Below are 14,259 nucleotides of genomic sequence, written 5' to 3'. Positions count from 1 at the left end.
GAGCGCCGCCCGGGGTCGGATCCCTTTCCGCAGGAAAGGGCTCTGACCCCCATGATGGGTCCCCGGCGGTCCGTCAACCGGGTCACGCGGCGGCGTGCAGCGCCTGCAGCAGTGCCTGCCCGGGCGCGCTGTGGAACCACGCCGGATGCCCCAGCATGAAGGGCTGCCAGGCCACGTCGGCGTTCGCGGTGGAGCCGGTGACGCCTTCGAAATACTCCACTTCGGACAGTGCGAAGTCGAAATGGACCATCGGCAGCAGGTCAGCCAGCAGCTGCACGCGCGTGGCCGACAGCGGCAGCACCTGCCGATAGCCCTCGAGCAACGCCAGCGCGATATCAATGCGCACCGCGTCCCTGCCGCGTTCCAGCTCCAGCCATGCCACAGCGTTGCGCTCGATGGCGGTGGCAAGATCGAACAGTGCGCTGGTGGGTGAGGCCAGGCCGAAATCCAGCACGGTGCTGACCTGGCCGTCGCGCCACAGCAGGTTGGAGACATGCCAGTCGTTGTGCGCCCACAACGCGGGTTCGTCGCGCAGGCGTTCGGCCAGGCCCGCATGCCAGGGCAGTACATCGCGGCGCAGCTGCGCTTCCCACGGGATGCGCGCGAGATAGCGGGCCAGCCCCGGGCGTGCAGGCAGGTCGGCCTTGATCGCTGAGATTGGATCGTCGGCGCGGATCAGATCGTCACGTGCGACCAGCAGATGGGTGCTGCGCTGGGGTGCGTAGTAGCTGGCCGCAGCCCGGTGCAGCTGCGCGAGCGCGCGACCGGCTTCGCGGGCCTGTGCGACGTCGGTCAGCAGCGACCACGACACCGCATCGCGGTACAGGTCCTCGCCGACACCCACGGCGTGCAGTTCATACGTCCATTGACCGTGCTCGACGGCCGTCTGGCCATCGGCCGAGGCCAGCACCTGCACCACCGGCACGCCACCGGCGGCGAGATGGGCGATGAAGCGGTGCTCTTCTTCCAGGCAGGACGCGCTGCGCACGCTGTGGTGGTGGCGCTTGATGAACACCGGGCCATGCGGTCCGTCAACGATGGCGGCGGCCGACAGTGGGCGTGGGCTGTGCCAGCGCGGCACGCTGCGTTCGCCCAGCTGCGGGTAACGGGCGCTCAGCCATGCGATGTCAGCGGCGTTGATCGGTGGCCAGTCGGCGGCAACCTCGTCGTTGTTGAGGCCCTGCACGCGGTGGGAAGAAGAAGTCATGCCGCAGCCCATGGGGGAAGTCACATCCAAGGCTGCGCATTCAACGCGATGCCCGCCGGCAACGCAAACGGGCGGGTCATGGACCCGCCCGTCGTCAGGCGATCAGCCGCCGTAGCGCAGGGCGTGCTTACCAGCCGCGGTGACGGCCACGGTCGTGATAGTAGCGGTTGTCGTAGTAGCGCTCGCGCTGCCAGCGACGGTCGTCACCCCGGTCGTAGTAGCCGCTACGGTAATAGCCACGGTCGTAGCGGCGGTCGTAGCGGTTGTCGTAATAACGCCGGTCGTGGCGGTCGGAAGTGGTCAGGTTGCCGATCGCGCCGCCGGCCACGGCACCGCCGACGGTTGCGGCCGGGTCGCCATTGGACAGCAGGTTGCCGGCCACGCCACCGACCACGGCACCGACCAGGGTGCGCTTGTCCTTCCTCGACATCGCGCTGGCATCGCTGACCACGGCCACGCCGGCAATCAATGCCAGGGCCATCGCCAGACCACGGAAGCTGAGTGCGGAAGTACTGAGCATGTTCGGTTCTCCTGTGAGGTGCATGCCACGCGGGGCAGGGAGGGCGGGGCGCCCCGGCTGCCGTGGAGACCACGCTGACGTTCCCACATTGCCGGAACATTGCCTGGCCGACCGAGCGGCGTGCGCATTCATCTAGCGTCAGGCGCCATGAAGGCGGCCTGAAAGTTCCTGCGCCCGATGGCCGGTGTTCAGATTTTTCCGTCGCGCAGGTAGTCGAACAACTCGGCATCCCCCTTCAGCCCCAGCTTCAGCATGGCATCGCCCTTCTGACGGCTGATGGTGCTCACGCTTTTGTGCAGCTGCAACGAGATTTCCTTGACGGTCATGCCGGTGCCCAGCAGCCGCAGCACTTCCACCTCGCGTGGTGACAGCGGCTTGCCATCGCCTTCGCGCATGCGCCAGCTGCCGGCGGTCTCAACCCGCTCGCGCAGGCTGCGGCTGATGTAGGTCTGCCCACGGTAGACGGCCTGGATGGCCTGCGGCAGTTCGTCCATCGACGAGCTCTTGTCGACCAGGCCGAGTACGCCGCTGTCGAGCACCATGCGCAGGATCGCCAGATTGTTGGAGACGCTGAGCATGAGCACCGGCAGATCCGGATGACGGCGACGGATCATTCCGATCATGGCAAAGCCATCGGCCTGCGGGCTGCCCGGCATGGAGTAGTCGGTGACCAGCAGGTCGCAGGGTTGGCTGCCCAGCATGGCCATCAGCGCATGCGCGCTGTCAGCCTCGCCGACCACGCGGCCGACCCCGCTCGACTCGATGACGGCGCGGGTACCGATACGGACCACCGGGTGGTCGTCTGCGATGATGATGCGCAAGCTCATGCTCTAGTATGGCCGTCGGGCACGCCGGACCGCGACCTTCGCGGTTCCTGGCAGGATTCTGGGAGATCGACGCAGATGGGTAGGTGGGCTGTTCGTGGGCTGCTCCTGCTGCTGGCCATGCTGGTGGTGCCCGGTGCGTTGGCACAGGGGGCGTCTGGTCTGCTGCCACTGAGCCCGGTGCAGCGCCAGTACCTGGCGGCGCATCCGACCCTCGTCGTGGGGCAGTATGACAGCGGTTGGCCGCCCTTCGAATCCCTGCGCGAGGGCCAGCAGGTCGGCCTGGGGCCGGAGTACCTGGCGCTGCTCGCCGGTCAGCTTGGCGTGAAGGTTGAAGGCCGACGCTATCCGGACTGGCCTTCCGTGCTGGATGCGGCCTGCCGTGGCGAGATCGACGTGGTGATGAATGTCGGTCTCAGCGCCGACCGCACCCGTTGCATGGTCTATACCGCCGCCTACGGCGAAGCGCCGCTGGCGGTGGTCGGCCGCCCCCGTGACCTGCGTGCCTCCGAGGCGCCGGACCTGGACGGGCTGCGGGTGGTGATCGAGCAGGATTTCCTGACCGCCCCGCAGGTGCGGGCACGCTTCCCTCGTGCCCGCCAGCTTGTCGCAATCAACACGCTGACGGCCTTGCAGATGGTCAGAGACGACAAAGCCGATGTCTATATCGGCAATGCTTTTGTCGCTACCGAGTTGATCGCCAGCCAGCGCCTGCAGGGCGTGGTGCTGCTGCGACCCAGCGATCTGCCCCCCGAGCGGCTGCATTTCGGGGTGCCCAACAGCAAGCAACCCCTGGCCGAAGCACTGGATCTGGCCCTGGCCGCGACCAGCCAGGCCCAGCGCGATGCACTGGAACAGCGCTGGTTGATGCCGCCGAAGTGGTCGGCGTCGGCCCAGCTGGCATTGAGCCAGGCCGAGAAGCGAGTGCTGCAGCAACCGCTGAAGATCGGCTTCGCGCCGAACGCGGCGCCGCTGTCGTTCACCGGCGAGGATGGCCAGCCCAGTGGCCTGGCGGGCGAGTACCTGCGGCGGTTGATGCAGGCCGGGGCCAACCTGAAGACCCAAAGCAGCCACGACTGGTACGAAGTGCGTGAAAAGGCTCGTCGTGGCGAGCTGCAGGCGGTGATGGGCATCCCTTCGGACTCGCGCTACCTGGGGCCGGAGTGGGTGTTCAGCCAACCCTTCATCAGCGTGCCGAACGTGATCGTGACCCGCAGCGATGGCGGGGTCGTGCTGGGCCTGGCCGATCTGCAGGGCAAGCGGGTGCTGCTGTCTGACCCGGAGCGCGTGCGCGGCTATGTGCTGCAGCAGGCGCCGCAGGCCCGGATCATCGCCGCGCGCAGTGCCGAACAGGCCCTGCAGCGCCTGCTCGATGGCGAGGCCGACGCCTATATCGGCAACCTGGCGCTGGTGGACCACCTGCTGCGTGATCGCTTCCCGGGGCGGCTACAGGTGGCCGCGCCCGCCGGGTTCAATGACCAGCTGGTGCTGGCGGTCGAACGCCGCCATGCGGCGCTGGCCACCACCTTCGACCGCCTGCTGCTGCAGATGACCCCCGGCAGCCGGGAGGCACTGCGCAGCACCTGGCTGGCCGTGGAATACCGCAGCGGCGTCGACTGGAGCCAACTGTTGAGCTGGGGCATACCCGTGCTGCTGGTGCTGCTGACCGCGTTGCTGGTGCATGGGATCGGCTACTGGCGCCTGCGCCGCGAGGTGGCCGGGCGGCGCCAGCTGGAACAACGCCTGGCCGAGGTCACCGACAACCTGCCGGCGGTCGTCTACCAGGCGCGCCGAAGTGCCGATGGCATTCTGTCGTTCCCGTTCATCGCAGGCGATCTGCAGGCGCTGTTCGGCATCTCCCGGCAGCAAGCCGAGCAGGACGCGCGGGCGCTGCTGGCCTGTATCGAGGAGGACGACCGCGACGACATCGTGCGTGCGATCGAGCAGGCCGCGCGCCAGTTCGCGCCGCTGACGCTCGAGTTCCGCCTGTGCGGCGACGACGATCCACCGCGCTGGGTGCGCAGCCACGCCCATCCCTATGCCACCGAGGAAGGCGCGGTGACCTGGAGCGGATACTGGGTGGACGTGAGCGAGGCACGCCTGCAGGCCGATGCGCTGGCGGCGGCCAAGGCCGAGGCCGAGCAGGCCGCCGAGACCAAATCGCGCTTCCTGGCCACCATGAGCCACGAGATCCGCACGCCCATGAGTGGCGTGCTGGGCATGCTGGAGGTGCTGGCGCATTCGCCATTGGATGCCGAACAGCAGCGCATCCTGGGGGTGATCGATGATTCTGCGCAGATGCTGCGGCAGATCCTCGACGACATTCTCGACTACTCACGGCTGGAAGCCGGAGCGCTGCGCCTGGAGCCGGTGCCGCAACCGCTGCGGCCGCTGCTGGAGAGCGTGTGCCGGTTGCTTTCCGCGCAGGCCAGTGCACGTGGCCTGGCGCTGCAGGTGCAGATCGATCCGCAGCTGGCGGCGGCGCACGAAGTGGACGGTGTGCGGTTGCGCCAGATCGTGTTCAACCTGCTCAGCAACGCCATCAAGTTCACCACGCAGGGCGAAGTACGCCTGCAGCTGGATGTGCTGGGGCCGACCTCGGACGAAGGCGTGCAACCGCTGTGCCTGAGCGTGACCGATACCGGCATGGGCATTGCACCGGAGCAGCTGCAGCACCTGTTCGAGCCGTTCACCCAGGTCGGTGTCTATATCCAGCGCGACCATGGGGGTACCGGCCTGGGCCTGAGTATCTGCCAGCGCCTGGTGCAGATGATGGAGGGCGAACTGACCCTGCAAAGCGCCCTGGGTGAAGGCACGCGCGCTGAAGTGCGGGTATCGCTGGTGGAAGCCGGCAGCGAGGATGCCGCCGCGCTGGTGGCCGAGCAGGACCAGGCCGCGCTGCTGCCGGCCGCGCTGCGCCAGGCACGGGTACTGGTGATCGAGGACCACCCTACCAACCAGGCAATGATGGCCTGGCGCCTGCAGCAGCTGGGCGTACCCTACGTGCTGGAGGGTGACGGCCAGCAGGCCCTGGACCGGTTGCTGACCGAGTCGTTCGATCTGGTGATCACCGATTGCCGGATGCCGGTCCTCGACGGATTCGGCTTCACCCGGCTGCTGCGCGAACGTGAGGGCCGCAATGGCCAGCCACGGCTGACGGTGCTGGCCTTGACCGCCAGCGTGCTCGACGACGATGCGCGGCGCTGCCGTGAGGCGGGCATGGACGCGGTGCTGGCCAAGCCGTTGACGCTGGCAGCGCTGCGCGCGGCGTTGCTGCGCTGGTTGCCACAGGCCCAGGGACAGCGACGGGCCCAGCCACACGCGTTCGCTGCGCCGCTGCAGGAGTGTGCCGACGACAGCGCGGTGATGCCCGACCTGGCGGCGCTGGAGCGGCAGTTCGGCTCACGCGCGGTGGCCGAGCAGTTGCGCGACAGCCTGCTGCAGGCCAGCGAAAGTGATCTGGGCGCCGTGCTGCATGCGGTGCAGAGCGGCGACCCCGCAACGGCGGCGTTGCACCTGCATCGCCAGGCCGGTGGCCTGGGCGCGGTGGGTGCGGCGGCGCTGGCCAGCGAAGCCGGCGTGCTGGTCGAACGCCTGCACGCCGCCGGTGGATCCGATCCGACGGAGCTGTTCGCGGCGGTCGAGGCCTTCGTGGCACGGCTGCGGCAACAGCTGCAACGCCTGGCTCACTGAGCGGGCAGCTGCTGCAGATAGGCAATCACCAGCGCGCGGCGTTCGGCGCTGGGAAAGGCGTTGTACATGCGGGTGCCGGGTACCACATGGGTGGGCGATTGCAGGAAGGCATCCAGGGTCTGCGCGGTCCAGGTGAGGTCAGCGCGGCGCATGCCGTCCGAATAGCCGTAGTCGGGCAGGCTGCCGGCGCGACGGCCGATCACCCCGTGCAGGTTGGGGCCGAAGCGATGGATGCCGCCGGGCTGGACGGTATGGCAGCCGGCACACAGTTCGAACGCGCGCTGCATGGCCTGCTGGCGCGCCTGCTGCGGCGTGGCCGGCACGGCCGGTGGACGCTGGCAGGCGGTCCCGGCCAGGGCCAGGGCCATCACGATCAGGGCAGGGAGCTCGCGCATGGGCGGGCAGCATAGCGGTCTGCCCGAACGGCTGGGCTGCGACACGCGGTCGCAGCCCATGACGGTCACATGCCCGAGTAGTTCGGGCCGCCGCCGCCCTGCGGGGTCACCCAGACGATGTTCTGGGTCGGGTCCTTGATGTCGCAGGTCTTGCAGTGCACGCAGTTCTGCGCGTTGATCTGCAGGCGCGCGTTGTCGGCTTCGCCGACGAACTCGTATACACCGGCCGGGCAGTAGCGGGCTTCCGGGCCGGCGTACTCGGCCAGGTTCACCTTCACCGGAATGCTCGGATCCTTCAGGGTCAGGTGGCTGGGCTGGTTCTCGTCGTGGTTGGTGCTGCTGAGGAACACCGAGCTGAGACGGTCGAAGGTCAGCACACCGTCCGGCTTCGGGTAGGCGATGCGAGTGTGCTGGGCCGCCGGCTCCAGGCAGGCATGGTCCGGCTGGGTGCGGTGCAGGGTCCACGGCGGGTTGCGCACACCCAGCTTGGGCAGCAGCCACTGCTCCACGCCGGTCATCAGCGTAGCCACGGTCTGGCCCTTCTTGAACCACTGCTTGAAGTTCTTGGCCTGCTGCAGTTCGGTGAACAGCCAGCTGGCTTCGAAGGCCTTAGGGTAGGCGCCCAGCTCATCGTGCTGGCGGTCGGCGGCGAGCGCATCAAACGCGGCGTCGGCGCACAGCATCCCGGTCTTGATCGCCGCATGGCTGCCCTTGATGCGGCTGGCGTTGAGGTAGCCGGCCTCGCAGCCGACCAGAGCGCCACCGGGGAACACCGTCTTCGGCAGCGACAGCAGGCCGCCAGCGGTGATCGCGCGCGCGCCGTAGCCGATGCGGGTACCGCCTTCCAGGTGCTTGCGGATGTCCGGATGGGTCTTGAAGCGCTGGAATTCCTCGAACGGGCTCAGCCACGGGTTCCTGTAGTCCAGGCCGACCACGTAGCCGATGGCAACCTTGCCGCCGTCGGCGTGGTACAGGAACGCGCCGCCGTAGGTGTCGCTGTCCAGCGGCCAGCCAGCGGCGTGCACCACCAGGCCCGGCTCATGCTTGGCCGGGTCGATCTGCCACAGTTCCTTGATGCCGATGCCGTAGGCCTGCGGGTCCTTGCCTTCGTCCAGCTTGTAGCGGGCGATCAGCTGGCGGCCGAGGTGGCCGCGCGCGCCTTCGGCGAAGATCGTGTACTTGGCCTGCAGCGCCATGCCGCGCTCGAAGGCCGGGCCGATGCTGCCGTCCTTCTCGATGCCCATGTCGCCGGTGGCCACGCCGATCACTTCACCGTTGTCGCCATACAGCACTTCGGCGGCGGCAAAGCCCGGGAAGATCGCCACTTCCAGCGCCTCGGCCTGCTGCGCCAGCCAGCGCGTCACTTCACCCAGGCTGATGATGTAGTTGCCTTCGTTGTGGAAGCACTCCGGCAGCAGCGCGTTGGGCGTGCTGCGCGAACCGGTCTCGCTGAGGAACAGGAATTCGTCGCGGGTGACCTTCTGCTTCAGCGGTGCGCCACGCTCGGCCCAGTCCGGGAACAGTTCGGTCAGCGCGCGCGGGTCCATCACCGCACCGGACAGCACGTGCGCGCCCGGCTCGGAACCCTTTTCCAGCACGCACACCGACAGTTCGCGGCCGGCCTCGATCGCGCGCTGGCGCAGGCGGATCGCGGTGGCCAGGCCGGCAGGACCGGCGCCGACGATCACCACGTCGAATTCCATTACTTCACGCGGGGGCAGGGCGTTGGCTTCAGCGCTCATCGATTGCATGACTCGTGGGTAGGGCCGGCATCGGGGCCACCGGCGGTGCCTGGGAATCGCGCGTGCGGCCACGGGCGAAACGGTTGTTTGAATGTGTCAGGGTACCGGGACGCGCCGGATCCAGCTAGATCGCCGATGTTCACGTCCTGATTGCTGCAGTGCAGCGTACTGCTCGTGGCCGGGTAGGTGCCAACCTGGGTTGGCACATTGTTTCACCGCGCGGACCCGCATCCGTTTGGACCAAGGTCCACACCTACCAGACGCGATGCGTGCGGATGACCGACAATGGTCGGGTCCTGACTGCGTGTGAGTGCCATGGCTTTGCATCCGTACGATCTGTTCGATGTCCGTTCCCTGCTCAACGAGGAAGAGCGCGCGGTGCAGGAGAGCGTGGCCCGCTTCACCAACGAACGCGTGCTGCCGATCATCGGCGATGCCTTCGACCAGGCCCGTTTCCCCGCTGAACTGGTGCCGGAGATCGCTGCGCTGGGCCTGCTCGGCGCAACCCTGCCGGCGCAGTACGGTGGCGGCGACCTGGGTGCGGTCAGCTACGGCCTGATCTGCCAGGAGCTGGAGCGCGGCGACTCCGGCCTGCGCAGTTTCGTCTCGGTGCAGAGCTCGCTGTGCATGTACCCGATCTACGCTTACGGCAGCGAGGAACAGCGCCAGCAGTGGCTGCCGGCGATGGCACGCGGCGAGCTGATCGGCTGTTTCGGCCTGACCGAGGCGCACGGAGGCTCGGACCCGGCCAGCATGAAGACCCGCGCGGTGCGCGATGGCAGTGATTGGCGCATCAGCGGCAGCAAGATGTGGATCACCAGTGGCCCGGTGGCCGATCTGGCCATCGTCTGGGCGCAGACCGAGGACGGCATCCAGGGCTTCGTACTGGAAAAGGGCATGGCCGGATTCACCACCCAGGAGATCAAGCACAAGATGAGCCTGCGCGCCTCGTTGACCGGTGCGCTGTTCTTCGACGATGTACGCGTGCCCGACAGCCACCGGCTGCCGAATGTGAAGGGCCTGAAGGGGCCGCTGGGCTGCCTGACCCAGGCCCGTTACGGCATCAGCTGGGGCCCGATCGGCGCGGCCATTGCCTGCCTGGATGAAGCGCTGGGCTATGCCAAGGAACGCGTGCTGTTCGGCCGCCCGCTGGCGGCCACCCAGAGCGCGCAGATCAAACTGGCCGAGATGGCCCGCCGCATCACCACCGCGCAGCTGCTGGCGTTGCAGCTGGGGCGGTTGAAGGAAGCCGGCCAGATGCAGCCGCAGCAGGTCAGCCTGGCCAAGTGGAACAACTGCCGCATGGCCATCGACATCGCCCGCGAGTGTCGCGATCTGCTGGGTGGGGCCGGCATCACCACCGAGCACGTGGCGATCCGCCACGCGCTGAACCTGGAATCGGTGATCACCTATGAAGGCACCGAAACCGTGCATCAGCTGGTGATCGGTCGCGAGCTGACCGGGATCAGCGCTTTCTGACGCTATCCGGTTTCCGGACGAGATACGGGGGAGCCGAGCGCGGGCTCGGCTCTACAGGAGCGTACGTGTAGAGCCGAGCCCATGCTCGGCTGCTTTCTTTCACGCCCCGCCGGCAAACCCGTGCTGGCGCCACGCCTCGTACATCACCACGGCCACGGTGTTGGACAGATTGAGGCTGCGGTTGTCCGGCCGCATCGGCAGGCGCAGGCGACGGCCATCGGGCAGGGCATCGAGCACATCCTGCGGCAGGCCACGGCTTTCCGGGCCGAACAGGAACGCGTCGCCGTCTTCGAACGCCACGCTGTCATAGCGGACGCTGGCACGCGTACTCAGGGCGAACAGCCGCTTCGGTGCGATCCGCGCCAGCGCGGTATCCAGGTCGGGGTGCACCTGCAGGCGCGAATACTCGTGGTAGTCCAGCCCGGCGCGCTTGAGCTGCTTGTCTTCCAGTGCGAAGCCGAGCGGCTCGACCAGGTGCAGCTGCGCGCCGGTGTTGGCGCAGAGCCGGATCACATTGCCCGTGTTGGGCGGGATTTCCGGTTGGAACAGGATCACGTGGAACTGGGGCGCGGCATTCATCGGCGCAGTGTACCTGCGGCGGCCGCAGCCCATACGGCGCACGCCCTGCGCGAGGCAGGGCGGCACCGCTTACGGGCGCAGCAGGACCTGGGCGGTTTCGGTGGCCAGGGCCTGCAGGTCGGCGGCGCTCGGGCGCACCTGCAGGGCCGGCAGGTTGACGATCACCGAGTGGGCGACGTTGGTGGCGGCGGCAGCCAGAGTGGCGGCATAGCGCTGGGCTTCCAGTTCGGCGGCCAGGGCGACGCGCTGTTCCAGGCTGGGGCGCACTTCCACCGAGGCCAGCGTCGTGATCGGCATCGCGGCGGCAACCGGGGCGGCGACGTAGCCGTTGCGCTCGGCCAGCTGGTCGGCGCTCGGACGCACTTCCACGGTGGCCAGGGTCGGGATGCCGCTGGCGCGTTCCCAAGCCTGCTGGGCCAGCTGGTCGGCGGCCGGGCGGACCTGCACGGTGTCCAGGGTCTTGATGGATTCGGAGGCCTGCACCGACGAAACAACCGCGGTGCCGGCGATCAGGGCGATGGCGATGGCAATGGTCTTGGCGTTCATGACGGGGCCTGTTTAGTGTTGGTGAGCAGTGGTGTGGTAGTAAGGTAGTACACCGATTCTGGGCTTGCAAGGAAAATTTTCGATTTCCTGCGTTTGTTCAGTCTTCAGTCAGCTTTCGTCTGAAGCCCTTCGTGGCGCAGGAGTTACCAAGCAATCCCCGTGCCAACTTTTAATCGTTGATTTACAAGGAGTTTTGTCGGCCTGGAAAGTGTCCGCTGGGCGGACACCTGTCCATTCGACGGGCGGCGGACACTGTCCGGACGCCGCCCGGGGGTGCATGTGACCGCCGCTGCCCGGCCGCACAGGGCGCGCGGATGGCGCAGAGGGGCAAACACCCCCAGTGACTGCCGACCGATTCCTGCCGTTGCGCGCGCAGGCTAGGATCGGGGTTCACCTATGTGACCAAGGATCTGGATATGTCTTTCGCCGTTCGCCCGCGCGCTGCACTGCTGGCTGTCGCCCTCAGCACCGCCCTGGGCACGCTTGCGCCCACCTCCGCGCTGGCCGCCAAGCCGGCGGCACCGGCCAGGGTCGACATTCCGTATGAGCAGTTCACCCTGCCCAACGGTCTGCGCGTGATCGTGCATACCGATCGCAAGGCGCCGATCGTGGCGGTCAACATCTGGTACCACGTCGGCAGCAAGGACGAACCGGCCGGCCGCACCGGCTTTGCCCACCTGTTCGAGCACCTGATGTTCCAGGGCAGCGAAAACCACAGCGGCGAATTCTTCGAACCGTTCAAGCAGGTCGGTGCCACCAACCAGAACGGCACCACCAACACCGACCGCACCAACTACTTCGAGAACGTGCCGACGACCGCGCTGGACATGGCGTTGTGGATGGAATCGGACCGCATGGGCCATCTGGTCGGTGCGATCGACCAGGCCGCGCTGGATGAGCAGCGTGGCGTGGTGCAGAACGAGAAGCGCCAGGGCGAGAACCAGCCGTATGGCCAGGCCTGGGACCAGCTCACCAAGGCGCTGTACCCGGTGGGCCATCCGTACCACCACGGCGTGATCGGCTCGATGAACGATCTCAACGCCGCGTCGCTGGATGACGTGAAGACCTGGTTCCGCACCTGGTACGGCCCGAACAACGCGGTGCTGGTGCTGGCCGGCGACATCGACCTGGCCACCGCCAAGGAAAAGGTCGCCCGCTACTTCGGCAGCATCCCGGCCGGCCCGAGCATGGCGCAGCCGGCGGTGAACGTGGCCAAGCGCAGCGCCGATACGCGCGAGACGATGACCGACAAGGTGCCGCAGGCACGCATCTACCGCGCCTGGAACGTGCCGCAGGTCGGCACGACTGACATCGACCAGCTGCAGCTGTTCGCACAGGTGCTGGGCGGTGCCAAATCCTCGCGCCTGAGCCAGCGCCTGCAGCACCAGGACAAGCTGGTGGACAGCATCGGTTCGGGGCTGTCGTCGTCGCAGCTGGGCTCCAACTTCCTGATCGTGGCCACGGTCAAGCAGGGCCAGGATCCGGCCAAGGTCGAGAAGATCATCGATGAGGAACTGGACCGGCTGATCAAGCAGGGCCCGACCGCCGCCGAACTGGAGCGCGCCAAGACCGGCGCCCGTGCCGGCTTCATCCGCGGCATCGAACGCATCGGTGGCTTCGGCGGCAAGGCCGACGCGCTGGCCGAGTGCGCGGTGTTCACCGGTGATCCGGGCTGCTTCCGCACCTCGCTGGCCAACATCGAGAAGACCACCGCCGCCGATCTCACCCGTCTCGGTGCGCAGTGGCTGGACAAGGGCAGCCACACCCTGGTGATCGCACCGGGTGAGCGCGTGGCGCTGAAGGAAGAACCGAGCCAGGCGCCGAAGCCGTTCACCGTGCCGGCGGTGGACCCCAAGTACAGCACCCTGCCCGACCAGGTCGACCGCAAGGCGGGCGTGCCGCAGACCCGCGAGTTCCCGCAGCTGAAGTTCCCGGCGCTGCAGCGCGCCACGCTGAAGAACGGCACCCGGGTGATCCTGGCCGAGCGCCATGAGATTCCGGTGGTGCAGTTCAGCTACCAGTTCCCGGGTGGCTTCAGCGCCGACCAGGGTCGCAAGCCGGGCACCGCCAACTTCACCATGAGCCTGATGACCGAAGGCGCCGGCAAGCTGGGGTCGCTGGCCTTCGCCGACGCCGCCGACGCGCTGGGTGCCAGCCTCGATGCCTCGGCCGGGCTGGATTCGATGAGCGTGGATCTGTCGGCCCTGAAGGAGAACCTGGCGCCGTCGCTGGCGCTGTACCGCGACCTGCTGCGCGAGCCGCGCTTCGAACAGGGCGAGATCGACCGCGTGCGCGCCACCTGGATCGCCGGGATCCAGCAGGAGAAGGTCAACCCGGGTGCGGTGGCGATGCGCGTGCTGCCGCCGCTGCTGTACGGCAAGGGCCATCCGTACGCCATTCCGTTCACCGGCAGCGGTGATGAAGCCGCCATCAGCGGCCTGACCCGCGAGGATCTGGTCGACTTCCACCACGACTGGCTGCGCCCGCAGAACGGCACCCTGATCGTGGTCGGCGACACCACGCTGGCCGAGATCGTGCCGCTGCTGGACAAGCAGCTGGGTGACTGGAAGGCCGCCGGCGATGCGCCGCAGGTGAAGGCGGCCACCGATGTCGCGCTGCCCAAGGGCCCGCGCGTGTTCCTGATCGACCAGCCGGGTGCGGTGCAGGCCAATCTGTTCGCCGGCCAGGTGGTGCCGCCGTCCAGCGCCGCCAGTTCGACCCGCTTCGACATCGCCAACGGGGTGATCGGTGGTGACTTCACCTCGCGCCTGAACATGAACCTGCGCGAGGACAAGCACTGGTCCTACGGCGCGCGCAGCAGCGCGACCAGCTCGGTGGGCCAGCGTCCGTGGATGGCCAGCGCGCCGGTGCAGATCGACAAGACCGGCCCGGCGATGGCGGAAATGCGCAAGGAGATCGCCGCGTTCGCCGACGGCAGCAAGCCGGCCACTGCCGACGAGGTCAACCGCATCCGCAACATCCAGACCCTGAGCCTGCCCGGCGCCTACGAGACCGCCAGCGCGGTGGCGGCGACCATCGGTTCGATCGTGCAGTTCAAGCGCCCGGACGACTATGTGCTGCGTCGCAAGGCCGAGATCGAGGCGATGACCCCGGCACAGGTGCAGCAGGCCGCCGCCGAGATCAAGCCGCAGGCGCTGACCTGGGTGGTGGTGGGTGACCTGAAGCAGACCGAAGCGGCGGTGCGCGCGCTGAACCTGGGCGAAGTGACCGTGATCGATGCCGAAGGCAACCCGGTCAAGAAATAAGGGATGTG

10 protein-coding genes are annotated in these 14,259 nt (G+C 67.8%); 3 read left to right on the top strand and 7 right to left on the bottom strand.

The window, feature by feature from the left end:
* Window positions 1-82 precede the first annotated feature (82 nt).
* From LZ605_RS14750 to LZ605_RS14740, 3 genes are all read right to left on the bottom strand, one after another.
* On the bottom strand, window positions 83-1,207 hold the full coding sequence (locus LZ605_RS14750) for a phosphotransferase enzyme family protein (protein WP_249842269.1): 1,125 nt from the start codon (window positions 1,205-1,207) through the stop codon (window positions 83-85).
* A gap of 127 nt (window positions 1,208-1,334) precedes the next feature.
* Window positions 1,335-1,727: a glycine zipper 2TM domain-containing protein gene (locus LZ605_RS14745; protein WP_249842268.1), complete on the bottom strand. Its 393-nt coding sequence runs from the start codon at window positions 1,725-1,727 to the stop codon at window positions 1,335-1,337.
* Between the two features lie 188 nt (window positions 1,728-1,915).
* Window positions 1,916-2,554, bottom strand: a complete 639-nt coding sequence (locus LZ605_RS14740) for a response regulator transcription factor (protein ID WP_249842267.1) — start codon at window positions 2,552-2,554, stop codon at window positions 1,916-1,918.
* A 75-nt stretch (window positions 2,555-2,629) separates the two neighbouring features.
* On the opposite strand from LZ605_RS14740, the gene LZ605_RS14735 reads away from it, so the two are divergent.
* Complete coding sequence (locus tag LZ605_RS14735) at window positions 2,630-6,244, top strand: ATP-binding protein (protein WP_249842266.1); 3,615 nt, start codon at window positions 2,630-2,632, stop codon at window positions 6,242-6,244.
* Here the strand turns inward: LZ605_RS14735 and LZ605_RS14730 are convergent.
* Window positions 6,238-6,639 carry a c-type cytochrome gene (locus tag LZ605_RS14730; RefSeq protein ID WP_249842265.1) on the bottom strand — a complete coding sequence of 134 codons (402 nt, stop codon included), beginning with the start codon at window positions 6,637-6,639 and terminating at the stop codon, window positions 6,238-6,240. The genes LZ605_RS14735 and LZ605_RS14730 overlap by 7 nt on opposite strands.
* 65 nt (window positions 6,640-6,704) lie before the next feature.
* Entirely contained in the window at window positions 6,705-8,381 is a 1,677-nt protein-coding gene (locus LZ605_RS14725) for an electron transfer flavoprotein-ubiquinone oxidoreductase (RefSeq protein ID WP_249842264.1), read from the bottom strand.
* Between the two features lie 315 nt (window positions 8,382-8,696).
* Here LZ605_RS14725 and LZ605_RS14720 point away from each other — a divergent pair, with 315 nt between their 5' ends.
* On the top strand, window positions 8,697-9,860 hold the full coding sequence (locus LZ605_RS14720) for an acyl-CoA dehydrogenase family protein (RefSeq protein ID WP_249842263.1): 1,164 nt from the start codon (window positions 8,697-8,699) through the stop codon (window positions 9,858-9,860).
* Window positions 9,861-9,959: 99 nt separating this feature from the next.
* On the opposite strand, the gene LZ605_RS14715 is transcribed toward LZ605_RS14720, so the two are convergent.
* Window positions 9,960-10,439, bottom strand: coding sequence for a tRNA (cytidine(34)-2'-O)-methyltransferase (locus tag LZ605_RS14715; protein ID WP_005407625.1), 480 nt, complete (start codon window positions 10,437-10,439; stop codon window positions 9,960-9,962).
* 69 nt (window positions 10,440-10,508) lie between these two features.
* The gene (locus LZ605_RS14710; RefSeq protein WP_249842262.1) at window positions 10,509-10,985 is read right to left on the bottom strand and encodes a hypothetical protein; all 477 of its coding nucleotides are present in this window, start codon (window positions 10,983-10,985) and stop codon (window positions 10,509-10,511) included.
* Window positions 10,986-11,401: 416 nt separating this feature from the next.
* On the opposite strand from LZ605_RS14710, the gene LZ605_RS14705 reads away from it, so the two are divergent.
* Window positions 11,402-14,251, top strand: coding sequence for a M16 family metallopeptidase (locus LZ605_RS14705; protein ID WP_249842261.1), 2,850 nt, complete (start codon window positions 11,402-11,404; stop codon window positions 14,249-14,251).
* Window positions 14,252-14,259 lie beyond the last annotated feature (8 nt).

This window comes from Stenotrophomonas maltophilia, assembly GCF_023518235.1.
In the GTDB taxonomy this organism is placed as follows: domain Bacteria; phylum Pseudomonadota; class Gammaproteobacteria; order Xanthomonadales; family Xanthomonadaceae; genus Stenotrophomonas.
The sequence above is the reverse complement of the archived record's forward strand: the minus strand, read 5'-3'. Positions and strand labels throughout refer to the sequence as shown.